The organism is Paenibacillus sp. SRL342, from assembly GCF_984798905.1.
Genome location: NZ_OZ481790.1, coordinates 582,655 through 606,680, shown reverse-complemented (window position 1 = coordinate 606,680; position 24,026 = coordinate 582,655). Strand labels below are relative to the sequence as shown.

At 46.2% G+C, this 24,026-nt stretch carries 21 protein-coding genes and 2 pseudogenes; 9 read left to right on the top strand and 14 right to left on the bottom strand.

Translation table 11 applies throughout. The features are described 5' to 3' along the window. Positions 1-3: 3 nt before the first annotated feature. From AC4E8D_RS02870 to AC4E8D_RS02840, 7 genes and pseudogenes are all read right to left on the bottom strand, one after another. Positions 4-1,515, bottom strand: coding sequence for an HD domain-containing phosphohydrolase (locus AC4E8D_RS02870; RefSeq protein ID WP_221825929.1), 1,512 nt, complete (start codon positions 1,513-1,515; stop codon positions 4-6). Positions 1,516-1,706: 191 nt separating this feature from the next. After that, positions 1,707-2,237, bottom strand: a complete 531-nt coding sequence (locus AC4E8D_RS02865; protein ID WP_445252500.1) for an anti-sigma factor — start codon at positions 2,235-2,237, stop codon at positions 1,707-1,709. A 348-nt stretch (positions 2,238-2,585) separates the two neighbouring features. Next, a pseudogene (locus AC4E8D_RS02860) lies at positions 2,586-2,690 on the bottom strand (zf-HC2 domain-containing protein); the annotation flags it as partial. Beyond that, on the bottom strand, positions 2,687-3,283 hold the full coding sequence (locus tag AC4E8D_RS02855; protein ID WP_076215584.1) for an RNA polymerase sigma factor: 597 nt from the start codon (positions 3,281-3,283) through the stop codon (positions 2,687-2,689). The gene AC4E8D_RS02855 and the pseudogene AC4E8D_RS02860, both read right to left, overlap by 4 nt. Positions 3,284-4,257: 974 nt before the next feature. Next, positions 4,258-4,569, bottom strand: coding sequence for a hypothetical protein (locus tag AC4E8D_RS02850; protein WP_260633066.1), 312 nt, complete (start codon positions 4,567-4,569; stop codon positions 4,258-4,260). Between the two features lie 263 nt (positions 4,570-4,832). After that, a complete protein-coding gene (locus tag AC4E8D_RS02845) occupies positions 4,833-4,940 on the bottom strand; it encodes a YjcZ family sporulation protein (protein ID WP_221825910.1) in 108 nt (35 codons plus the stop codon). A 42-nt stretch (positions 4,941-4,982) separates the two neighbouring features. Further along, entirely contained in the window at positions 4,983-5,087 is a 105-nt protein-coding gene (locus AC4E8D_RS02840) for a hypothetical protein (protein WP_017690880.1), read from the bottom strand. Positions 5,088-5,530: 443 nt separating this feature from the next. Between AC4E8D_RS02840 and AC4E8D_RS02835 the strand changes: the two genes are divergently transcribed. Next, entirely contained in the window at positions 5,531-6,655 is a 1,125-nt protein-coding gene (locus AC4E8D_RS02835; protein WP_221825907.1) for a PsbP-related protein, read from the top strand. 74 nt (positions 6,656-6,729) lie between these two features. Here the strand turns inward: AC4E8D_RS02835 and AC4E8D_RS02830 are convergent, their stop codons facing one another. From AC4E8D_RS02830 to AC4E8D_RS02820, 3 genes and pseudogenes are all read right to left on the bottom strand, one after another. Further along, the gene (locus tag AC4E8D_RS02830; protein ID WP_490205817.1) at positions 6,730-7,659 is read right to left on the bottom strand and encodes an IS3 family transposase; all 930 of its coding nucleotides are present in this window, start codon (positions 7,657-7,659) and stop codon (positions 6,730-6,732) included. Continuing rightward, positions 7,628-7,909 carry a transposase gene (locus AC4E8D_RS02825; RefSeq protein ID WP_260632931.1) on the bottom strand — a complete coding sequence of 94 codons (282 nt, stop codon included), beginning with the start codon at positions 7,907-7,909 and terminating at the stop codon, positions 7,628-7,630. The genes AC4E8D_RS02830 and AC4E8D_RS02825 overlap by 32 nt, the downstream gene beginning before the upstream one ends. A gap of 223 nt (positions 7,910-8,132) precedes the next feature. Next, positions 8,133-8,303 (bottom strand): annotated as a pseudogene (locus AC4E8D_RS02820) (thiamine-binding protein); the annotation flags it as partial. Between the two features lie 241 nt (positions 8,304-8,544). Here AC4E8D_RS02820 and AC4E8D_RS02815 point away from each other — a divergent pair. Next, a complete protein-coding gene (locus AC4E8D_RS02815) occupies positions 8,545-9,072 on the top strand; it encodes a stalk domain-containing protein (RefSeq protein ID WP_221823682.1) in 528 nt (175 codons plus the stop codon). Positions 9,073-9,207: 135 nt separating this feature from the next. Here the strand turns inward: AC4E8D_RS02815 and AC4E8D_RS02810 are convergent, their stop codons facing one another. Beyond that, positions 9,208-9,534, bottom strand: a complete 327-nt coding sequence (locus tag AC4E8D_RS02810; RefSeq protein ID WP_221823684.1) for an MTH1187 family thiamine-binding protein — start codon at positions 9,532-9,534, stop codon at positions 9,208-9,210. A gap of 774 nt (positions 9,535-10,308) precedes the next feature. Here AC4E8D_RS02810 and AC4E8D_RS02805 point away from each other — a divergent pair. Beyond that, positions 10,309-12,627 (top strand): ribonucleoside-diphosphate reductase subunit alpha, encoded by a 2,319-nt coding sequence (locus tag AC4E8D_RS02805; protein ID WP_221823685.1) that lies wholly within the window; start codon positions 10,309-10,311, stop codon positions 12,625-12,627. Between the two features lie 209 nt (positions 12,628-12,836). Next, complete coding sequence (locus AC4E8D_RS02800) at positions 12,837-13,868, top strand: ribonucleotide-diphosphate reductase subunit beta (protein ID WP_145325587.1); 1,032 nt, start codon at positions 12,837-12,839, stop codon at positions 13,866-13,868. A 492-nt stretch (positions 13,869-14,360) separates the two neighbouring features. On the opposite strand, the gene AC4E8D_RS02795 is transcribed toward AC4E8D_RS02800, so the two are convergent. Next, positions 14,361-15,068 (bottom strand): helix-turn-helix domain-containing protein, encoded by a 708-nt coding sequence (locus AC4E8D_RS02795; RefSeq protein WP_221823690.1) that lies wholly within the window; start codon positions 15,066-15,068, stop codon positions 14,361-14,363. Positions 15,069-15,260: 192 nt separating this feature from the next. Here AC4E8D_RS02795 and AC4E8D_RS02790 point away from each other — a divergent pair, with 192 nt between their 5' ends. Next, positions 15,261-16,235, top strand: a complete 975-nt coding sequence (locus AC4E8D_RS02790) for an SMI1/KNR4 family protein (protein WP_221823692.1) — start codon at positions 15,261-15,263, stop codon at positions 16,233-16,235. Positions 16,236-16,256: 21 nt separating this feature from the next. Beyond that, on the top strand, positions 16,257-17,291 hold the full coding sequence (locus tag AC4E8D_RS02785; protein WP_221823694.1) for a phosphotransferase family protein: 1,035 nt from the start codon (positions 16,257-16,259) through the stop codon (positions 17,289-17,291). Positions 17,292-17,475: 184 nt separating this feature from the next. On the opposite strand, the gene AC4E8D_RS02780 is transcribed toward AC4E8D_RS02785, so the two are convergent. Together AC4E8D_RS02780 and fosB are read right to left on the bottom strand one after the other, a co-directional pair. After that, positions 17,476-19,287, bottom strand: a complete 1,812-nt coding sequence (locus AC4E8D_RS02780; RefSeq protein WP_221823696.1) for a S9 family peptidase — start codon at positions 19,285-19,287, stop codon at positions 17,476-17,478. A gap of 140 nt (positions 19,288-19,427) precedes the next feature. Continuing rightward, positions 19,428-19,847: a metallothiol transferase FosB gene (gene fosB / locus AC4E8D_RS02775; protein WP_221823698.1), complete on the bottom strand. Its 420-nt coding sequence runs from the start codon at positions 19,845-19,847 to the stop codon at positions 19,428-19,430. Positions 19,848-20,004: 157 nt separating this feature from the next. Between fosB and AC4E8D_RS02770 the strand changes: the two genes are divergently transcribed. From AC4E8D_RS02770 to AC4E8D_RS02760, 3 genes are all read left to right on the top strand, one after another. After that, positions 20,005-20,904, top strand: coding sequence for a glucose 1-dehydrogenase (locus AC4E8D_RS02770; protein ID WP_221823700.1), 900 nt, complete (start codon positions 20,005-20,007; stop codon positions 20,902-20,904). Between the two features lie 124 nt (positions 20,905-21,028). Next, a complete protein-coding gene (locus AC4E8D_RS02765; protein WP_221823755.1) occupies positions 21,029-22,639 on the top strand; it encodes a gamma-glutamyltransferase family protein in 1,611 nt (536 codons plus the stop codon). A gap of 367 nt (positions 22,640-23,006) precedes the next feature. Next, positions 23,007-24,014 carry a BMP family lipoprotein gene (locus AC4E8D_RS02760; protein WP_221823701.1) on the top strand — a complete coding sequence of 336 codons (1,008 nt, stop codon included), beginning with the start codon at positions 23,007-23,009 and terminating at the stop codon, positions 24,012-24,014. Positions 24,015-24,026: the final 12 nt, after the last annotated feature.

Genomic DNA, 24,026 nt, shown 5'->3' with positions numbered 1-24,026 from the left:
CCCTCACTTCGATGGTTTCTGAAGATGCTGTTGTCGTCTCCATTCATCAATAAACAAACCTGCAAAATAGGGGTCCCATTGGGTCCCTTTTCCTTCTTCCAAAATCGTTAGCGCTTTCTCGTGACTCATCCCATTCCGATATGGTCGATCAGACGTCATGGCATCAAAGGCATCCGCTACCGCAATGATGCGGCCAAAAAGGGGAATATCGTCACCAGCCATCCCATCCGGGTATCCTTTGCCATCATATCTCTCATGGTGAGATCGTACACCTGGCAAAAAGTCGGCCATGGCATCAATAGGCTCTATTTGCAACAAAATACTCTCTCCCTGCACGGGATGTGTGCGAATAATCGCGAATTCCTCATCGCTTAGTTTTCCATCTTTCAGCAGTACCTCATCAGGAATGCCGATTTTCCCGATATCATGAAGCAGGGCTGATTTGTACAATAAATCCGCCTGTTCCTCATTCATTCCGCTAAGCTTGCCAATCATCAGCGAATACTCTGCCACACGCATGGAATGCCCTGCCGTGTACTTATCTCGGGCGTCTAAAGCAGCAGCCAACGTAGAAAAATAACTTTGCAATAACTGTCGATTGCGTTCCTGTCTCATCTCCAGCCGGTTAATCATCATATTAAAGCCGGAGATCAGTGCCGAAAACTCATCCGCATATAGATCCGGAGCTCGTCTGCCAAGATCTCCCCCCTGAATTCGGTTCATCTCATGTGTCAGTTCAGCAACTGGATCACGAACATCACGAATCAACAGCCAGCTTCCCACCAGCGCAAACCCCGCGCCCAGAACAACGATGAGAATTCCCCACAGTATGTACTCTTTCGCAAATTCACTGTCCATATACTGAAGTCGGATATATGTAGCCAGGAAAAATAGAAATAAAGGAAATAAGCCAATCAGTGCCGTACTTAGCTGAAATTTACGCTGGATCGATACGAGAATACGCCCTCCCAGTGAAGGTTCCATCCCGTATTGGACTTTGCCTCGATGACGAATCTCAAGCAACAGGGGTCTAATCGCCCGCACCGTTAGGTAATACTCAATCAGCGCATGCATGACGGCAATCAGAAAGGCACACGCAGCGGCCACGACAATATACAAGTAAGGGAATTCAAGCCACCCTGTGGATATCATCCATATTGTTAATCCGGCTGCCGGAAGTGAAAAACCAAGCATGTGCGGACCCATGATCCGATATATGGTCTGTCCCGGGAAACGATGAATTTTCTCATACATGTGGTTCAATTCGTCTCTCTCATGATGCTCGGAAGTGAAAAATTGTCTTATAGGGCCAAGCTGCACCCACAGGGTAATTAATTCTGCAACCAGCATGAACAAGAGTGAGATCAGTACAATGAAGATGAGTCGAACAAATTGAATATTGGGTATCTGCAGAGTAGATACCATAACTACTGTACCGACAACAAAAACAGCTGCCAGTGAACCGATCAGATAATTGCGTATCAGGCGAAAGATAAATGAACGGTATGCTTCCAACTGAACCCCTCACTCTCTATGTGCAACCAGTTCTCCCTTGAGACACAGGGAGATTAAGGGTATTGCCTTCTATTTGTTTATCGGTTACTCCGACTAAAAAAATTAATAAAATCCAATGGGTGGGCACCAGAACTGGGAAACACAAGAAGGCTGCTCCACGAGGGAGCAGCCTTTGGTAATATATCCTATATTTATCCTTTAATCTTGGCAGCCAGAATCATTGTACCGCGCGGCTCATCTCCCATTGCATCCGGTTCAAGCGTGATGGCAACCGTGTCATAGTCGTTGACCGAATCCAATGTGTAGTATACTGCTCCCGTTCCGTCACGACTAAGGAAAGTACCCGCATTCTGAGGGGTATCTCCTTTGATCAACCAGACCTGAAAAGCCTCGTTGCCTTCCAGGTTCGGCAGGTTCTCAGCCTGCACAACCAGGTGAGTGCCTTTGCTGTCAATAACGATGGTTGCGAGACCCTGAGCTACAATGTCCTGCGTTGCAGGATTCAGCTTCACTGCCTCGCCAGTCTGCATGCCCTGTGCGGGCTTCAGTGCTGATGCCAGCTGCTCTTGCAGCTGTGCATTCTGTTCCTGTGCCTGCACCAGTTGCTCTTGCGTAGCCGACGAGCCCGCCGCTTGCTGCGTCAGCGAGTCGATCTGGCTCTGCAGCTGCGCCGTGTACACGCCGAGCACCAGTGCCGCGGCCGCAAGGCCGGCACTGGCCACGCGCCAGGCGCGGCTGCTGCGCGCACGCGCGCGCGCTTGTGGCTGCCATGGCTGTGCCTCGGCAGCCTCTTCCACCCGGGCCGCAGGCACCGCCGTTACCGGCGGCAAGCCTGGCCCGGGCTGCGCCGCACGTTCGTGCTGCGGCGCAAGATCCTCCTGAAGCACCACGGGTGCTTCAGGCTCTGCAGGAGCAGCCGCTGGCTTCGCCTCGGCGCTCTCCTGCACGTGTCCGAGCACGTTGCCCAGTACACGTGCTCGCATGCCTGGCGGCGGTGCTACAGGTTCCGCCGCAAGTGGCAGGAAGCCAGTCACTTCCTGCAATTCCCTCACCTCTTGGCGGCAAGGTTCGCAGGTTGCCATATGCGCTTCAAACGCCGCCACTTCCTCTGCTTCCAGTCCGCCCAGCACATACATCGGTGCCAGATCAGACCACTCCTCATGTCGTTCTATCATGGATGTATGCCCTCCCTTCCCGCGTCCGGATGCAATTCAGCATCGGCCAGCAACTTTTGAAGCTGTCGCATGGCAAGCCTGACACGGCTCTTTACTGTACCCAGCGGAATCCCGAATCGGCTGGATACTTCCTGCTGGGTTAATCCCGCATAATAAATCGATTCTATAACTTGTTGCTGATCACCGTTCAATTGGGACAACGCCTCTTTAATCCGGGTGCCTTCCCATTTACGCTGCACTTCTTCTTCCGTATTTGTATGCTCATCGGCATAGGCCGCCAGTGTCTCGTGTTCAACTGAAGTAGCCGCTGCCCCTTTTGATTTCCGCCTCAGCATGTCCACTGCAATGTTACGCGTGATCGCAAACATCCATGTGGTCAGCTTCCCCTGTGAGGCATCGTAACGTTCGGCATTATTCCAGACCCGCATAAAAAGTTCCTGAACGGTCTCTTCTGCCGTCATGGGATCACCAACGATCCGGTAGGCAAAAGAATACACCGCTCGCTCATAACGGTCATATAAAAGCTCCAGTGCGGAGGCATCACGTTCCGCGATCTGCCGCATTAACCTGCTGTCCTCCATCGATTCAGTCATGCGAGGGCCCCTTTCTGTTTCTTCCCTCTTATTATAACCTACGCAGAATCTTTTGAAGAGGATTACCCCTATGAAGAAATAGTTTGAAAATTTTTCTGTATCTTTTCAAACTAACCTTTCACTTTCTATCATAAAAACAGTCCGAATACATGTTGCTCTGGTCGCGCTTTCCTTTTTATTGCAGAAAATTACAACCTGTGGTATACTATAAAAGTTGTATTAAACAACCTCATATGATTTCTGTCTTCTTTAAACCCCGGAATATTTTCTTCATGCTGCGACCGCAGCGAACTCTAAGCACAATTAACCTATGAAGATTGAAGAACCTGAATCACAATAACCCGGTAGTACAGAGTTTCACAAGATGTTCCCATTCACACTGGCGCGGTCATCGGAGCCGCAAGGACAAAAGAGAGGTAGGGCTTTTGTTGTTTTGGATATCACTTATTCTTGAGAAGATTGAAAACATACACAAAGCACCCGGAATTGGGTTCCGGGTGTTTATCCATGTCTACATATCCAATTTAGCAACATCTACATACTGTCGGACACCGTTCCTTTCTTTGAGAAAAGTCTTCCTTTCACTTATCAGACGCTACCGAATCCTGCACACCTTATATTGAGGATTTCTGTGCTATGTAAAATCTAACGAATCTCAGCCACGTTAATCCATGTCACTTGATGAATATAGGCTCCAAACATGCCCAGATTCAGATAATAAGACGTCTACGATTCGTTAAACTTTTGAAATGGAAAAATGCATGGAATAGCGTCTGTGGAGTTCGTTAAAGAAAGTAATCCCAACGCTCCTTCACTTCTAATAAAAAAGGAACAACGCAGGATGAAATCCAGCGCTGTCCCTTTCTGAAACATAGGTACGTTATGCCCCAACATGGAACTCAAACTCGGAGTTTATTTAGAGCACCTGTCGCAACGATCCACGATCAGCAAAGTCTCCTTGCATTCACAAATCCTTAGATAAACATCGTTTTGGAGATGATGACCAGCAAGATGAACAGTACAAGGATTGTGCCCATGGAACCCCAGCTTCCGCCGCCATGACCATAGGATACTCCACAACCCTGTTGATAACCGTGCATCATTGGAGCCTGATTGGCATGGTGTCCGTATCCATAGCCATATCCCATTGGCATTGTTCCACAACCATATCCATACCCATGTATTTCATGACCTGTGTATTGGTATCCTTGCATATGCTCATAACCTCCCATATGTCCGTATACGTGTCCCTGTCCGTTCGGTGAATTCGGTTTTACTTCGCTCATTGTTCATTCCTCCTTAACATTTGCCTACACCCCTAAGCTATGTATTCAGCCTACCTCTGGACCGGGCTATCGCCCTTATCTTGACAAAATGGGCGTTTAGCCATGAGGTACCTTCCCCATTTTCGAAGCATACGCCATCCTTCCATTTCTTGAATTCCACCAATTCTTCCGTTCAACCACAAGCTATCTTATCTTCCTGGCTCTCCACCATGCTTGTCCTCTAGAAAAAAAACCCCACCGGTTGCCCGGCAGAGCTCGCCATATTATACCCAGAAAGATTTAGTGATGATTACGAGCAGAATGAACAGAACGAGGATTGCTCCAGTCGATGTCCAGCCGCCGTATCCTGCGCCTCCGACTACTTCACTCATACAGAACCCTCCTTTACGAATATATTAGGGTCCAAGCGTTTATTAGATCAAGAATGCTTTAGAGATGATGACCAACAAGATAAAGAGAACCAAGATCGCGCCAGTCGATGTCCATGCGCCGCCGTATCCACCTACTACTCCACTCATGTAAACCCCTCCTTTGATTTGAGGTACAGTTCACTATATGCACCAATCACACATGGGACCGGGCTCAGGTCGAAAATGGGCTGTTTTTTTCACCGACTATTGGCTAATTGCACCTACATAAAGGGTTAGTCCTTAAGTCGGAATGTTATGTTCGAATACGTTTAAGTCATAAATAAATCTCACGGTTATATCCATCAAATGTATGTACTATCGTTCAAAATGGATACCCATACGGTCTAGTATTAGCTTCTAACTTGTTAAATACAGATAAATTACCTTTTTAGTAATTATGAATACTGAAACCTTTATATATGTTATTATTTTACTAATAAAGTAGAAAGGAGTTTCTATGCCCACCGCCTAAACTAGATTATCCTAAACGAAATGATGACCTTAGAAAAAATCCCAACCGATGGGAAACACATTAGGAGAAATTAGACATAATGAAGAAACTTATTACGATTTTGGCATTAGCCACATTGCTTAGTGCCTGTGGTAATTCAGAAACAAACACAACAGCCGATAGCCAAACGACCGAAGCATCCAAGGCAACTGAAACTGTCTCAACAGAAGCAAAAGCTACGAAATACACTACATATAGTGGAGAAGGATTTTCTTTTGCCTATCCTGAATCCTGGAAAAGTGTAGATACAAGTCAAATGAATGCTCCATCCATTAAAGCTGCTTTTTCAAACCAATCTTCATCAGCCACATTTGCAGATAATATGAATCTGACGATTGAGGCCAGTTCAACCGGTTCAATCAATCCTGAAGAATACGCCAATAATATAGTTGATTATTACACACAGAACGGTTCAAGCATCGGCATTTCCGATTATACAAAAACCAGCTACACGAACAAGCCTTATAAAGAATATAGCGCTGGTGTCTTGGAAGGAGCCTATAAACACACCTCGGGTACAGATGTTGTCCTTGTGCAGTATCTGATTCCGACCAATACAGAACTCTATACCATGACGTTAACCTACGCCAAGGATACTTATAATCAGGATGAGATCAAAGATATCCTTGATTCCCTGAGCATTACTGTTCCTTTGGAGCAAACAGCACCAACTGCAACGACTGGAAATTCATCTGCCACAGCATCAGTTGCCGATTTCTTTAATGAGTTAACTCCGTACATTACGGAAGATACAGCTTTCATGGAGCAGGCTTCATATGATTTCTTTGGCAAGCATAGCGATGTGTTCCCTGCCAGTACAGCAGAACTCCGCAAAAAGGCAAAGGGGCTCGTTGACTCCAATGTAACGACCCGTCATCTGAATAAAAATGTAGCCAACTATTACAATACTTTCGTACAAGTTAACGGGGAAGTCATTTCCGTTGAAGAAGATAGCTCTCTCGGAGCAACTTTCTCTGTCGTTCATGTCATGGATGAGAACGGAAACGATATTATAGCGTTATATCCTGCAACGACCGGAGATTTGCTTGATGGTGATTATGCCACTGTTATCGGTGCTCCAATTACCAACTTCTCTTTTGAAAATGTTGGCGGTGGTTACACCAACGCCACTTTGATTGGAGCCTCATTGGTAGTTGCAGATTAATTAAAATGTTAAATGAGTACACAAAAAGACCAGCTTAATGGTCATACCCCTGTCAAGTAGACAGATGAAAAAAGCTATGCTGCCAGCGCGCATCGATATTCAATCGGTGCGCGCTGTTTGAGTTTGGCTTGAAATCGTCGGTAGTTGTAATGGTACATGTAATCTTCCACGGCTTGTCGAATCTCTGCTTCTGAATTACACTGGTTAAGGTACAGCTTCTCTGTCTTGAGATGCGAAAAGAAGGATTCGATGCATGCGTTATCCAGGCAGGTTGCTTTGCGAGAGTGGCTGCCCTTCACGCCGAATGCTTCTAATCGTGTGTTGTACGCCTGAGACGTGTATTGGAAGCCTTGATCCGAATGGAGCACGGCTTCCGAAACGTCTCTTTTTTGTGTCCATTGTTCCACCGTATCCAATACGAGCTGAACATCGTTCCGTTTAGATAATTGCCAAGCTACAATTTCGTTGTTGAACAAGTCTTGAATGACAGACAGATAAACGAATGTGTTTCCATCCGAAATATAAGTAATATCCGTCACCATTTTTTGCTGGGGGGCTGTGGCATGAAATTTACGCTTAAGGCGATTCGGATAAATCACAGATGGCGTATAGCTGGACTTCTTCCGCTTCTTACGAATGACCGATTGGATCGATAGTTCCCGCATGATTCGCCATACTTTCTTGTGATTAACGTTCAGACCAGCCTCCCAGAGCGCCGTTGTCATGCGAGGATAACCAAACTCTCGGTTTGCAAAATGAATAGCCATCATGTGTTCTTTGATCTCACGATCACGGTCTTGTCTTGCGTCTCGCTGCGGCTGTGTTGCCCGCCATTTGTAATAACTGGAACGGGGTATTCCTGTAATCGATAATAGGCGTGTAATGCTATGCGAGCAGCGCAATTCGTCTATGATATCGTAGTTCTCCCGTTGGCTCAGCGCTTCTCCTTTACTAGATTTGGATACCGCTTTTTTAAATAATCCACCTGGCTTGAAGGTAGTCACGTTCTTCTTCTACACTGCTAAAGGCAGTACGGGGACGTCCTTTCATTGGATTCGGAACATTGTTTTTTCGCTCATCGAACGCTTCCCCGTTTTTCCACTTTTTCACCCACACCTTCAGTTGTGAACAGTTTCGAATTCCTTTGCGTTCAGCTACCACTTTATAACTTGAAGACCCTTCGACATAGGATCTAACCGCATTCAATTTAAATTCTTCGGTATACGTCTGAAATGTTTGTCCTTTTTTTGCCATAAAAATATCCCCTCCAAGTGTCACTTGAACCCTCATGATAACATGAAGGCTTTTTCAAGTGTCTACTTAAAGGGGATAATACCATTAAGCTGGTCTTTTTATTTCTTTCGGTTTATAGATGTCAGAAATTCACGTTAACTACACAGACAGACACAATCTAACCTTTAATTAATGACTTATAACATACCGAATAACCGAATATACGGATGTTTACACTAAACCATTAATTCGGATGTGCCTGAGGTGATGTCAGTTTATCCTGAACCGATTGTAACTTCTGTATACTTGAGGCATCCGGTTTATCACGACGGTCGTCAATTTTGACGGATGTGGAAACACGCTGAGCTCCTGACAAAAACGGCGCTTCATGCAGAGCCGCAATTGCTGTAAAAGATCTCGTTATGTGTGTCTTCACTATTATTGCCTAGCCCCTATTCATATTCAAAATTGGTGATTTTAGACTGAATTAATTCATCCTTATTATAATTCCATACTAATTGTTCAAATTATCAGTGGTTCAGCAAAATTATGAGTCGTAAGAAGCAAAAAAATAATAGTTTCCGCCCGTGTCAACGCTTCCTAATTAGGGTATTATTCTCAGGTATAATACATTTACATAGGAGTTGATGATCAAGATGAAAATGAAAAAGGTTTTTGTTGCTTTATCTATAGGGATGTTGGTTGGTTCTTCTTCAATGGCTGTGGCTGCTACCTCACAAAAAGTTCAAGCAACTTTGGCAAACTTTAAAGTTATTGTTAACGGTCAGTCCAAAACTGTTACGTCAGATCAATTGCTTTATAAGGGCAATACGTATTTACAACTTCGTGAAGTTGCCAAGATCCTTGGCTATGAAGTTAATTACACCAGTGCGTCCCGTTCCATTGAGTTTTCTGCGAAGAGTCAATCACAAGCCGATTGGATTAGCCTGATTGATCTATCCGCATCTAATGGATATAAAGTTGCTCTAAAAGGAGATTCGGCGGATGTTTACAACGTCTCAAAAAATCTAAAAACCATCCTTAGTGTCAACGCCAATGGTCTTAAGGAAAACGAGGAAAAAGTTGTCGCGGATCCCTCAGGTAAAACAATCCGTTACAAAAAATTACAGGGTTCCCTAGTTCTGAATCGTGGAGATCTAAAAAAAGCTGGTTTGATCCAATAGTCTAATAAAACAAAACAATCCTCGGTGAGAGAATTTCAACGAGGATTGTTTTATTTTTCTTTGTCGTAAAAATATCGATAGTTCCATTTCTGATATATGAAGAATTTGCTTCTCTTCTAGAACAATGATTAGTTATTAATTGGGGCTTGCCTGATGTGATGTCAGTTTATCCTGAACCGATTGTAACTTCTGTATACTTGAGGCGTCCGGTTTATCACGACGGTCGTCAATTTTGACGGATGTGGAAACACGCTGAGCTCCTGACAAAAACGGCGCTTCATGTAGAGCCGCAATTGCTGTAAAGATCTCGTTAAGCGGTCCCTCAATAATGGTGCTCATGGAAGTTAACTGATATGTAATGCCCCGTTGATGTTCCAATACCTTTTGCATATCCGCCACATAACTGCTTAGACTGGTTGTACCCGTTCCAATTGGAATTACAGTCACTTCTGCTATTGCCATTTTGCTCCGCCTCCTAAGGGCCCCGTGAACAACCGCTGCCGCTAATTTTAGTCGATTTTTGACTATTTTTATTCTACCAGTTGAATGCGTTACAATTCAAACTGACGTGAAGACGTCATTCAAATTGTTCAAAATTTTTTTTTGATAAATCTTCAAATCTTCCAGTCCTTTTCCTTTGCGGATTCCTGGCTTAAATGGTATACTCGGAATTACGTTTTACTGGTTCTGCCCACTTTACAAACACAATATGTTGGGTTACAGTATGTTGACAGCTACAAAATGTAGTAACACTAGATTTCTCCGCTTCTATTAGTCACCTTCTGCATTCTCGCGAAAAACAGGATGAAATCACCTCCAAAGGCACGTCCCTGTAGGTGTAAATCGCTTTCTCGAAACAGAGTTGACATGGAGGTTAACGGGGCTGTTTGGACTGCATCCGGTATCCTCAAACTACAGACACATCTGCAATAGACAAAAGCTTACATAAGCACCCTTTTCTGTCGATATTCTGAACCTCTAAGACAGTAAGGAAGCCAGAGCATCCATGGGCATTTTCAGCCGCGAGGCGGGGAGAATGCTTTTTATATGAGTATGTTCTGCATTGTGCTGTTTTGTGCTCCTCAAGTTGAGCGATTTAAGACATGAACTTGTCACCGCCGTTTCAGTCTGCCAAAAGCAACCTTTACCTTACTCTCACCGTAAGACAACACTCAATTCTTTATATAAAGAATTTCTCCAATTTATCTCTTAAACATGCGAAAGCGAGGAATATTCATGCCACAAGTTGTGACCAAGCCGAACAACCGCCAGCTTGCCTTTGATGATATGCGCATCTCGGTATATGCCGACCGTACTCTGGAAGGACTGGAAATGCTGGACAAGGAACGTCTGGTACGTGGGGTAAACAGCAAGCTCCGCCGTGATGAAGTTACCGGAGACGAAATCAGCAACGCTTTTATCATGAGCGCACTGGAACTGGTAACCAAAGAGGAGCCTAATTGGAAATTTGCAGCGGCGCGCTCCCTGCTCACTTCCCTTTACAAAAAAGCGGCTACCAACCGCAGATACAAGTCTTACCCGGACGAGCCTTATGGCGCATTCCATCCTCTTCTTGTAGATCTCGTGAAAAAAGGTATCTACCGCGAAGAATTGCTGGAATGTTACACCAAAGAACAGATCGATGAACTTGCTGAGTGCATTGACTACCGCAACGATCTGCTTTTCGATTACATCGGCTTGCTCACACTGGCAGAACGTTACCTCGCACACGATTTTGATGGAAAAGTAATGGAATTGCCGCAAGAGCGTTATATGGTTATCGCCATGTTCCTAATGCACCAAGAGCCTGCCGAGAAACGTATGGATCTCGTCAAGGAAGCATACTGGGCAATGAGCAACATGTACATGACCGCAGCTACTCCTACGATGTCCAATGCAGGTAAAAAAGTAGCCGGTCAACTTTCCAGCTGCTTCATTGATACGGTGGACGACTCACTCGAAGGTATCTTTGATTCCAACACGGATGTAGCTCGTCTGAGCAAAATGGGTGGCGGCATCGGCGTTTACCTCGGCAAAGTCAGAGCTCGTGGTTCGGATATCCGTGGTCACCAAAATACAAGTTCCGGTGTAATCCCTTGGATTCGCCAACTGAACAATACAGCGGTCAGCGTAGACCAGCTCGGTACGCGTAAAGGTGCCATTGCTGTATATCTGGACGTCTTCCACAAAGACATTCTGGCCTTCCTCGATCTGAAGCTGAACAACGGTGACGAGCGTATGCGTGCGCATGACGTATTCCACGGCATCTGTCTGCCTGACTTGTTCATGGAACGGGTATCCAGCCGCGGCGAATGGAGCTTGTTCTGTCCACACGAAACAAAGAAAGTGATGGGCTGGAAGGACGAGAATGGTCGTGCACTCGGACTGGAAGATTTCTATGATGAGTCCTTTGGTGCAGGTGCGTTCCGTGATAAATACGAAGAAGCAGTGAATCACCCACTGCTGTCCCGGATTACAGTACAGGCGATTGACATCATGAAGCGAGTACTGAAATCCCAACTGGAGACAGGTACGCCATACATGTTCTACCGGGATACGGTTAACCGCTCGAATCCTAACCGTGCACACGGTATGGTATACTCCTCCAACCTGTGTACCGAAATTATGCAGAACCAGTCTGCTACTGTAATTGAAAAGGAAGAACTCGTAACCAAGGATGGACAAACTCGCATCGTGATTTCCAAAGTGCCTGGCGACTTTGTTGTCTGCAACCTGAACTCCATCCATCTGGCACGTGCTATACCTCATAATGTATTGGAGCGTCTCGTTCCGATTCAGGTGCGCATGCTAGACAATGTTATCGACATTAACAACATTGAAGTGTTGCAAGCCCAATATACCAACAGCCAATATCGTGCAGTCGGTCTGGGAACATTCGGACTACATCACCTGCTTGCTCTCGAAGGCATTCATTGGGAGTCTGAAGAAGCTGTAACGTATAACGATAATCTGTATGAAAAAATTAACTACCTGCTCGTGAAATCCAGTATGGAGCTGTCCAAGGAAAAAGGACATTATCCGAAATTCAAAGGTTCCGATTGGGAAAGTGGTCATTACTTCGACCAACGCGAGTACACATCAGGTGAGCGCGTAGGCGAATTCGTGACAACCGAACAGTGGAAAGAACTGCAAGCCGAAGTACGACAAAACGGTGTACGTAATGCCTGGTTGTTCGCCATTGCACCTAACGGTTCCACGTCCATTATTGCTGGTTCAACGGCTAGTATTGATCCGCTCTATGAGCTGTTATCTTATGAAGAGAAAACAACTTACAAAATTGCCAATCCAGCTCCGGATCTGTCCGAAAAAACAAGTCCTTATTACCAAACGGCGTTCCAGGTGGATCAACATGCTTCCATTAATATGGCGGCTGCCCGTCAGCGCCACGTCGATCAGGGACAAAGTTTCAACTTCTACGTTCGACCAGATATTAAAGCAACAGAATTCCTGGAATTGCATCTGCACGCCTGGAGAGCCGGCATGAAATCAACTTATTATGTTCGTAGCCGGGCATTAACAATTGAAGAATCTTGATTTTTGCGCAATTTACGCTTTATCCATGATAGAGAAGATATACTAGATTCGAGGTGACTACCAGGGCATCCTGTTTTGATTGCAAAATGGCGTTGCCCTGGTTCTTTTTTGCCTAAAACACGATCACAGCATCGCAAGATGTTGATATAGATGATTCCCCAAAGTTCTGTCGGCAGAACATTATGAAATTTCAAGGAGTGAACGGAACAATGCAAGTACAGAAAATTTTCAACACCGAAGCCCCTAACCAATCAACACGTATTATTGAAGGTGAATGCTCCGGTATCCTGAACTGGAACGACATTCGCATGCCTCATATGTACAAATTATACAAAGTATTGCTGCTCAATCACTGGATCGCAGACGAGATTCCAATGTCCAAAGATGCTTCCCAGTTTGCTCAACTGGACGAGGAAGAGCAACGTACGTTTAAAATCAACATCTCTCTGCTCGCGGTACTTGATTCCATGCAGACGATGTTTGTTGGTGACGTAAAACGTTACTTTACCGATTCTTCACTCGAAGCGATCTCGGCCATTATCGGACAACAGGAAGTCGTTCATAACCAATCGTATTCCTACGTCCTGTCTTCGATCGTATCTGATCGGGAGCAAAAGGAAATTTTTGAATACTGGAAAAATGATCCAGTTCTGCTTGACCGTAACCGTTTCATCGCAGACATCTACCAAACATTCCGGGATGAGCCGTCTCCACAGACGTTCTTCCAGGCTATGGTAGCCGATCTGGTACTCGAAGGTATCTTCTTCTATAGTACGTTTGCCTTCTTCTACAATCTGGCCCGTGACCAGAAAATGATGGCAACCAGCCAGATGATCTCGTATATCCAGCGGGATGAAAACCAACACTGTTACTTCTTCGCTGAAGTGTACAAACAGTTGCTGGTAGACTTCCCTGAACTGAACACACCTGAGAACATGGACTATGTATACAAAACAATCCATCGTGCTGTTGAACTTGAAACCAACTGGGCACATTACACACTCAGCAACGTGCGCGGTATTGACCTGAACGAGTTGGAAGATTACATCAAGTACATCGCCAACAAACGTCTGCGTCTGATGGGGATGGAAAAAGCATATGAAGGTGTGGATGTAAACTGCATGCCTTGGATCAAACCATTCTCCGATGAAGCATTGAATGCAACCAAAACCGACTTCTTCGAAGCTAAATCCCGTAACTACGGTAAAGTTGGCGACGATAACGGATTTGACGATTTGTAATAAAGAATAGACTATAAATAAAAACAACACTCCCTGAACTGTGGCTATCATGCCTAAGTTCAGGGAGTGTTGTTTAATTCGTATGTACAAACATTATATCAGCGTTGAACTATTATAATTTAATAGAGATATTTCTTAATCTAATAAATTCAAGAATCGTATATAATTCTTGAAATTTTTCATTATTCAATCTTCTTTCATTTGCCGTATGAATATGAAACGGGTCATACATCGTGATATTAGCGGGTGTTTCATCAGGATGATAGTGAGCATGGAATTTCATAACCAACTCCTTTTGATCATCATACCAATCATACCAATATAACTCGATGAATCCCCCGTTTCGATCTATCTCCTCTACACAGTACATCCTTCGATAAATCATTAAAGACAATTGTTTTACGAATAGTTCTAGTGCTGCTTGGAAGACCCTGGTCACCATCTCGAATCTCCATAATAATATCTGAAAAATCATTCTCAATAAAACGAAAATTACTTTTCGGTATCTTTAAAGCCAAGATGCTGCCTCCCCAAATGGTGTTTCCAAACTTGTGCATCGGTTTCTTCTTCAGGTGTTAAATTCAATTTAGTTCCGAGTGTCCGTTCGAATTCCCCTTTGTATTTATCTTCGTATAAGGCAATTTGCCCCGTGTGGTAATCCAGGTCACTGACTTCTATTGTGGATTGGCGTCCTGCCTCTTCCTTTTTCCACATAGTCACAATCTCTTTAATCGTCGTTCTTTTACCTGATCCATACACATATGTAGTATCGTCTGGGATGAGATTATGTTTGTTGGACCCGGCTCTTTGAATCCCCATAAAACGGCCTTGATCAATCCAGTTAAAAATCGTCGTAATACTCACTCCAAAAAATACAGATAATTCTTTAGGAGTATAAGAACGTACAGCTTCAATAGAAGGAACACCACTGTCTGTAATTCCTGTCGGTACATTCACTGCTTGACTTAACGCATGTTTGAGAAGAGTAACATACTTTTCTCTAAAGATATCAGCATCTTCAAAGATAGATTCATCCAGGCTACGAACAAATTCAGTATTATTCTTGACTGCAAGTGCCAGCACTTTGAACAGTAAAATGCTATTATCCGTATTGCTCAAGCTCTGAACTAACTCAGAAGCAATCTCATCTGTGTTCTGACTAAATATATTCTTTTCAACTCTTGTAATTCCCATATCCATCTCACCTCACACTCCTAGTATAGGATAGTAAAGTTTAACTTTCAACATATCACTTAAACAAAGTTAAACACAACTTAAAGTATACTTAAACAGTATGCTACGAAGATCTTGATTTATACATTCTCCAACCAACACGCACTTATTATATAATGAAAGAGATTCATACCCCTCCTACGGAAGTGAGGCCTATTCATGGAAAAAGAACTGCTGGAACAAATTAATTTGTGGCATGAGCAGGACCAATTCAGTCTCATTATTGAACATATTGAACGTATCCCCGTCTCAGAGCGGGATTATGATCTGATTGGTCAACTCGCCAGAGCCTATAATAATGATGCACGTTGTCACAAAGCCATTCAACAACTGTTGTCTGTCGAGGAGCAAGGAGTAAACGACCCGCTCTGGCAATACCGCTTGGGTTATGCATACTGTCATATAGCGAGTTATGAACAGGCACTACTGGCTTTTGAGAGAGCTAACGAACTTCAGCCACATGATGAATCAACCCTTGAATTTCTAAGTCAGATTCGACCTTTCGCTGAGAAGATGCGGCGGGATCGACAACGCCATGAAGAACAAGTAACAGAATGGGAGCAGCGTGGCACGTTGAACCATCTTCGTGCTGCTTCAGGAACCTACGACCCAGGGACATTCTGGAAACAGAGTGATTATGCACGGGACAACCATGTGTCGGCTCCCTTTGACGAAGCCACGATTGTTTCGATTGAACACGAATTGGGTTACAAGCTCCCTGCCTCCTATATTCAACTGATGAATACGCAAAACGGCGGTATCCCTGCGCTCACTGTATTTCCCACCCAAGAAGCGACTTCCTGGGCTGAGGATCACATTGCCATTTCAAGCATTATGGGAATCGGACACGATAAAACATACGCACTCGCTGGTGAGCTGGGAAGTCGGTTCATGATCGAGGATTGGGGATACCCCGACCTGGGGATTGTGATCTGTGATTGTCCATCCGCTGGTCATGATGTCGTTATGCTGGATTATCGCTTCTGCGGCCCTGAAGGTGAACCTTGTGTCGTTCATGTAGATCAGGAAAATGATTATGAGATTACATATCTTGCGCCGAATTTTGAAGCTTTCATCCGTGGATTGGTCGATGAGGATACGTATGACCTGTCTGACGAAGAGAATGAGGACTAATATCCAGGAGGGTCCGGCCATATGACAACCCGTATATATTTTGGTTCCAATCAACTTGGCGAAGTGGCCGCAATTCCATTGCAGGATGCGCTGAATGAGCTTGATCTGGGAACCCTTGAAGATTATCGACGAACAGATAAAGGTGTTATGGGTCAGACACTGCTCATTCGCTCTTCCCGTGGAGAGTATATTCTGAAAGGCAATCCTTTATATGCAGGACAGTTGCAGGAAGAAAAGTTCTTTGTAGAACAACTGGCAAAACATACGTCCATTCCTGTCCCTGATCCATATTTATTACATGAAGATACCCATCTGCTAGGCTGGAGTTATGCCATAATGCCGCGCCTGCCCGGGAATCACCTGTATGATCCAGCATTCCAGGCTTCACTGTCACAGCAAGATCAGGAAGAGATCGCCTGTATGTTTGCCCATACTTTGGCTGAACTGCACCGCTGGAAGGTGCCCGATGCCGGGGAATATGATCCTGTAGCGCAGCAGATTGTTTCCTTTGCAGGCGATTATCTGGACTGGTTGTACGGGACCATTCGTCACTGGTTACATGATGCTGAACAGTACTCGGTGATTACGGATGAAGATGTTCAGTGGGTGGACGAGCAATTCAAAAATGCTGAACCGGCATTTCGGTCCAAAGCTGTTCCATGTTTTGTCATGGGAGACTTCAAGGTCGAGAATATTTTGATTCAAAATCCGAATGACCGTTCTTCAGGGTGGCAGATTAGTGGTTTGTTCGATTTTACAACCGCCTACTTCGGAGATGGCACAGCCGACCTAACCAAAATATCCACCAGGTATGTTCGTGAGGGTCAACCAGAACTGGCCGCACAGTTCCTTCGCTGCTACCGGGATCTGGTCTGTGCAGCAGATGAAGAGAAATGCCAACACTTCCGCACACGTCTCAGCATGCATCTGCTCTATCAACGTATCTTATGGTGGGGGGAAGCCAAAGCGACTGGACAAGTGACGTGGGCAGCCGACCTGCCTTTGGCACAGTGGGCGCAGCAGTCCATTAATTCAATTGTCACATTGCTGGATTAGTAGATTAATTAGTAGATTTGAACAGGTCGCTCAATGGATAACAGTCTTCCAAACTAACGCATGTATCGTTCCATATATGCCGCCCAACAAGCGGGCGCACGCATAAAACCGCCAAAGATCAAGGATGATCTCTGGCGGTTTTCCTCATCTCACTATATTTTGTTCAACGATGGAATCCCTCAACTTAAGCTTGTGCAATCGGTGCCTCCTGATGTTTCTGCAAAAACTCCAACATCCGGCGGTATACGAGAATCTCATTTGCCTTTCTGGAGAATCCGTGGCCCTCATCGTCCAGAACGATGTATTCCACATCCATTCCCTTGGACTGGAGCGCGGCCACGATCTGATCGGATTCGGCCTTCACGACCCTTGGATCATTAGCACCCTGAATGACCAGCATTGGATTCACCATCTGATCGAGATACGTAATCGGTGAATCCTTCGTTAAACGTTCGCGGTCACGGATCGGATCACCCAGCCAGTTATCCATCATCGGCTTCCAGTCTTCCGGCACGGATTCCAGGAATGTGAACAGGTTACTTGGCCCAAAAATATCGACCGCAGCCCGGAACAGCTCCGGATGGCGACCTGCCAATAACAGGGTCATATATCCCCCATAACTTCCCCCTACCACAAACAACCGTTCTGGCGAGGTGATTCCCTGATCGAACAACCAGTTGATCCCGGCAACACAGTCCAGCCTTGGACCATCACCCCAATCACGCTCAACCATCTTGACGAATTCCGCACCATATCCGGTACTGCCCCGGAAATTCGGTGCAAAGACATGATAGCCCTGAGCGAGCATCATCTGGAACATCGGCCGAAAAAACTTCGCTTCGGATGCTTGCGGCCCACCATGAGGCCAAAATACGGTGTAGCCATTGGCCTGCTCTGGTTTTGCTTTGAACAAGAGAGCTTCGATCTCCAGTCCGTCGTAGGAGTTATACCGAATAACGTCAGGGTACACGAGATCACTTGGGTCCAGTCCGGTTACCCGATTGGCAGTCAGCGGCTCCCAGGACTCATCACCTGCGATTTTGCGATAAATGTTATGCGGTTGGATCGCTCCACGTCCGAGGATATACACATTACCAGCCTTCGTAACGTTCACCTGCTCTATCGTATCCAGCGGCATCTCTATGCGCCGAGGCTCATCGGCATTTTTGCCCAATACGTACATACGATTCTCCGGCCCTGTAAGTGTCCAGAAATATAAGGTCTCGGAAGCCTGATGCCAGCGGATAAACTCCACATCTTCCCCTTCGATTCGGCACAATAAACGGAATTCGCGGGTATCAATACGGTACTCAGCCACATAAGCGTATGCGGAGTCATCATTGGTAATGAACAGAAGACGATTATCATCTGCAAAAATCAGATCGGATACCTGACTATGACGTTCTGAAGCTGGCAGAATCTCCATTTCTTCATTGTTACGATGCAAATGCGCCGTCTGATACGTATTGGAGTACATTTTTAAAATGACATAACTCTTCTCGTCAGGACTTACAGCCACCAGGCTGCTCGTAACCTCTTCTCCACTGTATAACAGTTCATCTTCTCCTGTCTCCAGATCGATGCGGCGTGAATTCAGATAATTCGGATTACCCGCGTTGGTGACATAATAGAGACGTTGTCCATCCTCGGACAAATCAGCGAAATAACAGCGATCATTAGGTTCTGCCGGAACCACAGGCAGTGGGACACCACCCTCGGGCGGAAGTGCATACAGATGATAGTTCTCATCTCCATCCCGATCAAACGCGGTAAGCAGATGACGTCCTTGCGGGTCTGCTTTGATAAATTGACTGCTCTGATTCAAGTACGTTAAAGGATACGGGTATCCTCCAGGCAAATCCATCGCCCAAATATTCGGCTGACCGTTCAGGTTGCTGTCCATGAACAAACGTTTCTCGTCTGCCGATACGGCAAAGTGCGAAATACGGTACGTCTGAAAATATTGCTCGACATCCGGTTTAGGGAACTGAATCATGACAAACCTCCTTGGAATTGAACCAACGAATTTAACATTGGTAAATTAAGGTACCTTTTGTCCATATTATAGGTAATGCCAATGTTTAAACAATAGATATGTGAGTTATAATTCCAGATTTTATCAATTTGTACATGAACTCACGGATAAAAGGTCATATGAGCCTTGTCTTCGCGATAATAATCCAGCCTTTGCTTCATCGTACCTGTATGCAGTTCGAACAGATGACCATCCGGATCGGTGAAATATACAGATAATGCATCCCGCGGATCTCTTGGCCTTCCGGGAAGAATGTCAGCACCCGCTGCTCGCAGCTGCTGCACAGACGCGTCGAACTCCTCTTCTGTAACGGTAAATGCAATATGGGTATAGGTTCGTTCCGTATAGTTGCGAATAACATCCTCCTGATTCAGGGCAATCCACACACCGGCAAGCTCAAAATAAGCCAGTTTGCGTCCTTTCACCTGAATTCGGGCACCGAGAGCCTGCTCATAAAAGGTAATGGCCCGCTCCAGATTGGATACGGAAAAGCACAAATGATTAATTCCTTGAATATTCATGTGGCTCCTGACACCTCCATCGATTTAAGGATCTATCCTTATTATGGTATATTCTGTGCAATAAAAACAACCGTTCTGCTGCTTCCTCCCGCACCTTCTTCTGGGCGAATGCATAGGTTATCCGTATCAATGAACGTTCGAGGAGGATGTAAAGCGAATGAATCCTGTCTATCCTTTTTATGGTGAGAAAACGGTATGCAAGGAGCAAAAACTGGCATTTCCACCCCAGCATCAGGACCAGCAACCCGGTCTGGAAACCCTGATGGTGCCTGAACCAATTAGTGAAGATCCTGCCTATATCGGCAGCTGTAAACTCCAAGGTAAAGTTGCCATTATTACGGGTGGTGACAGTGGAATCGGCCGGGCGGCCGCCATCGCTTTTGCCAAGGAAGGTGCGGATATCGTCATTGCTTATCTATATGAACGGACAGATGCCGAAAGGACTCGTGAACGGATCGAAGAAATCGGACAGCGCTGTCTCTTAATCGAGATTGATCTCCGCTTAAAGAAAAACTGTGAAGCCGTCATTCGCACAACCATGGAAACCTACGGGAAGATCGATATTCTGGTCAACAATCATGGCGTACAGTATGTGCAGCCAAGCATCGTTGATATTACAGAAGAACAGCTGTATCACACCTTTCAGACCAATGTGTTCGCTTATTTCTTTCTGATTCAGGCCGCTCTCCCCCATCTGTGCAGAGGTGCCTCCATCATCAATACGGCTTCCATTACGGCATATAAAGGCAATACCCAACTGATCGACTACTCTTCTACCAAAGGAGCCGTCGTATCGCTGACTCGTGTACTCGCCCAATCGCTCGCTGCACAGGGAATCCGTGTGAATTCCGTCGCCCCGGGACCCATCTGGACACCACTCATCCCTGCCAGTTTCTCCGCTGAGGATGTACAGGTATTTGGAACAGATACGCCTATGGGTCGGGCTGGTCAGCCTTACGAACTGGCGGCAGCCTACGTTTATCTCGCTTCCCGCGATTCATCCTACGTCACAGGTGAATGCATTCATGTGAATGGCGGCGATATGGTAACGACATAGGCTGATGTCAGGTTGGATTTGGCAGTTGTGGCAGGATATCGGTTATCCCGTTGCGAAGAGGGTTAGGAGTATGATCCGGTTATGCCGGAGCCTGACATCTTGCGACAAGGAGCTGAACAACCTGATGAACTTCGATCCACTCTACCAACCGTACCCCTCTTACCGCGTGCCTGTGTATGCGAAACAAGGCATGGTCGCCACGTCTCAGCCACTGGCTGCACAAGCTGGTCTGGATGTATTGAAAAAAGGCGGCAATGCCATTGATGCCGCCATTGCAACTGCTGCAGCACTCACGGTGTTGGAGCCCACGTCTAATGGCATTGGAGGCGATGCTTTTGCCCTCGTCTGGACCGAGGGCAAACTGCATGGCCTGAATGCCAGCGGCCCTGCGCCTCAGGGCATATCCATTGAGGCGCTTCAAGCGGCAGGCTATACGGAGATGCCGAAGCTTGGGGTTGTTCCGGTGACGGTGCCTGGCGCACCGGCGGGTTGGGCTGAGTTGAGCCGCCGTTTTGGGCGGCTCACGCTGGCGGAAGCGCTGGAACCGGCCATCCGCTATGCGGAGGAAGGTTATCCGCTTGCGCCTGGGCTGGCCCGCCATTGGGCAAGGGCAGCCGAGATCTATGCACGCCAGGGTGATGCGGAGGCAGGCCGTGCGTGGTTTGAGACATTTGCTCCAGGCGGGCGTGTTCCCGCAGCTGGAGAGATGTGGCGCTCGCCGGATCATGCGGCGACTTTGCGCCAGATTGGCGAGAGCGAAGCGCGAGACTTTTACGAAGGAGAACTGGCAGAGCGCATTCATTCCTTTATGGCAGAGCACGGTGGTTATCTGACTCGCGAAGATCTGAAGGCTTTTCAGCCGGAGTGGGTTGATCCCATCTCCGTCTCCTATCGTGGTTACGATGTATGGGAGATTCCGCCGAATGGACAAGGACTGATTGCTCTCGCGGCGCTTAATCTGCTGAAGGGATATGATTTTGACGAGAAAGAATCCGTTCTGGCGTATCATCAGCAACTTGAAGCCATGAAGCTGGCGTTTGCCGATGGGGAGAAATATATTACCGAAGAACGCAAAATGGGTGTGACCGTGGAGGAACTGCTGTCCGAGGCATACACAGAAGAACGGCGCAAACTCATTGGTGATACCGCACGCGCACCTGAGGCAGGTGATCCACGCGCAAGTGGAACCGTCTATCTGGCTACGGCCGATGGTGAAGGCAATATGGTTTCCTTTATCCAGAGTAACTATATGGGCTTCGGGTCTGGACTCGTTGTTCCGGGGACAGGCATTGCATTGCAGAATCGTGGACACAACTTCTCACTGGACCCGAATCATGCAAATGCACTGGAGCCGGGCAAACGAACGTATCACACGATTATTCCGGGGTTCCTCACCCGTGGCAGCGAAGCGGTTGGGCCATTCGGTGTCATGGGTGGTTTCATGCAGCCGCAAGGTCATGTGCAGGTGGTCATGAATACGATCGATTATCATCTGAACCCACAGGCCGCCTTGGATTCTCCGCGCTGGCAGTGGACGAAGGGCAAAACAATTCTCGTGGAACCGGGTTTCCCACAGCACATTGCACAGGCACTCGCCCGCAAGGGACATGATATTCAAGTGGCACTCGATCCATCCCAGTTTGGACGTGGTCAGATCATCTGGCGCAACCCGGACAATGGCGTATTATGCGGGGGGACGGAAACCCGAGCGGACGGCTCGATTGCGGCTTGGTAAAACTCACGTAATTTTATAATAGGATGATCACCTTATCATCCGTATAGGGTGCTATTCTATGGCACAAGAGAGATGATTCACGTCATCTCTCTTGTGCCTTTTTTTCGACTTCTAACATCAGTAAACAACATACTGTAGATATTTATGTACCCTTTTTACCAGAGAAATGTAAAAATAATGTGTAATTCATGAAAAATATTTATTTTTTCGTAAATTTTCACTACATATCATAAATCACAGTGCCTTTCTGACCGATATAGATAAAGGGAAATCCTCACCATACGTGTCATCATGTACACGTTATTCCCTGAAACTAAGAAACCATGCAAAACAGAAAAATGCGACTACAGAAATGAGGGTACCACATATGAAAACAAACAAGAACAGACGCGCAGGTCTAGGTCTCACCCTAATGTTGATCCTGACGGTACTGATCCTGGGGGCATGTTCGGCCAATAATACAACAACGGCAACAGACACAAGAACGAAGGTTGGAATCGTGCTTACGGAAGTGGGTCTGGGTGACCGTTCTTTTAATGATGCTGCTTTTGATGGACTGGTTCAGGCCAGAAATGAGAAAAGCATTGTCTTTGACTATCGTGAACCAGGCGAGAATGCCGAAGTTGCATTTGAAGAGTTTGCGGAAGCCAAATTTGATCTGGTTATCGGCCTGAGTGATGTTGTCCAAGCGGATATGGAGAAAGTTGCAGCCAAATATCCTGACCAGCAGTTCCTCATGATTGACAGTCAGTCCGAACTGCCTAACATCGCCTCCATTTCATTCCGGGCGGAAGAAGGAAGTTATCTGGCAGGCGTTATTGCTGCTATGGCTTCAACGGAAGATCATGTTGGCTTCATTGGTGGAATGGAGATACCTGTCCTTCGTAATTTCGAGCAGGGTTTTAAACAAGGTGTTCTGGCTGTCAAGCCGGATGCAACCGTTGATGCCGTCTACGCAGGGGACTTCGGTGATGCTGATCTCGGTGAACAACTGGCTGCACAGATGATTCAGGAGAAGGGCGCTGACGTGATCTACGTTGCTGCCGGTCTCACAGGCGTAGGCGCACTGACGGAGATTCAGAAATTAGGGAAATACGCCATCGGTGTAGATACCGATCAATTCTTTTTGGCGGAAAAAGCCATTCTTACGTCCATGCTGAAAAATGTGGATGTCTCTATCTATAATGCCGTTAACACGTTTGTTCAAAACAATCATACCTTCCCTCAAAAGGAAATCGTGGAGGGGCTGGCGGAGAACGCCGTGGGTCTGACTGCTCTACATAATATCACGCTCAGTGATGAACAACAGCAAACCTTCGAAGATCTGAAGGCAAAGATCTCTTCCGGTCAAATCAAAATTAAGCTTGATCAATAACCCATCGGATAC

Coding starts and splice junctions, on each gene's coding strand:
- AC4E8D_RS02855 (WP_076215584.1), bottom strand. CDS start 3,283: ATGACTGAATCGATGGAGGACAGCAGGTTAATGCGGCAGATCGCGGAA.
- AC4E8D_RS02850 (WP_260633066.1), bottom strand. CDS start 4,569: ATGAGCGAAGTAAAACCGAATTCACCGAACGGACAGGGACACGTATAC.
- AC4E8D_RS02845 (WP_221825910.1), bottom strand. CDS start 4,940: ATGAGTGAAGTAGTCGGAGGCGCAGGATACGGCGGCTGGACATCGACT.
- AC4E8D_RS02840 (WP_017690880.1), bottom strand. CDS start 5,087: ATGAGTGGAGTAGTAGGTGGATACGGCGGCGCATGGACATCGACTGGC.
- AC4E8D_RS02835 (WP_221825907.1), top strand. CDS start 5,531: ATGAAGAAACTTATTACGATTTTGGCATTAGCCACATTGCTTAGTGCC.
- AC4E8D_RS02825 (WP_260632931.1), bottom strand. CDS start 7,909: ATGGCAAAAAAAGGACAAACATTTCAGACGTATACCGAAGAATTTAAA.
- AC4E8D_RS02815 (WP_221823682.1), top strand. CDS start 8,545: ATGAAAATGAAAAAGGTTTTTGTTGCTTTATCTATAGGGATGTTGGTT.
- AC4E8D_RS02810 (WP_221823684.1), bottom strand. CDS start 9,534: ATGGCAATAGCAGAAGTGACTGTAATTCCAATTGGAACGGGTACAACC.
- AC4E8D_RS02805 (WP_221823685.1), top strand. CDS start 10,309: ATGCCACAAGTTGTGACCAAGCCGAACAACCGCCAGCTTGCCTTTGAT.
- AC4E8D_RS02800 (WP_145325587.1), top strand. CDS start 12,837: ATGCAAGTACAGAAAATTTTCAACACCGAAGCCCCTAACCAATCAACA.
- AC4E8D_RS02795 (WP_221823690.1), bottom strand. CDS start 15,068: ATGGATATGGGAATTACAAGAGTTGAAAAGAATATATTTAGTCAGAAC.
- AC4E8D_RS02790 (WP_221823692.1), top strand. CDS start 15,261: ATGGAAAAAGAACTGCTGGAACAAATTAATTTGTGGCATGAGCAGGAC.
- AC4E8D_RS02785 (WP_221823694.1), top strand. CDS start 16,257: ATGACAACCCGTATATATTTTGGTTCCAATCAACTTGGCGAAGTGGCC.
- AC4E8D_RS02780 (WP_221823696.1), bottom strand. CDS start 19,287: ATGATTCAGTTCCCTAAACCGGATGTCGAGCAATATTTTCAGACGTAC.
- fosB (WP_221823698.1), bottom strand. CDS start 19,847: ATGAATATTCAAGGAATTAATCATTTGTGCTTTTCCGTATCCAATCTG.
- AC4E8D_RS02770 (WP_221823700.1), top strand. CDS start 20,005: ATGAATCCTGTCTATCCTTTTTATGGTGAGAAAACGGTATGCAAGGAG.
- AC4E8D_RS02765 (WP_221823755.1), top strand. CDS start 21,029: ATGAACTTCGATCCACTCTACCAACCGTACCCCTCTTACCGCGTGCCT.
- AC4E8D_RS02760 (WP_221823701.1), top strand. CDS start 23,007: ATGAAAACAAACAAGAACAGACGCGCAGGTCTAGGTCTCACCCTAATG.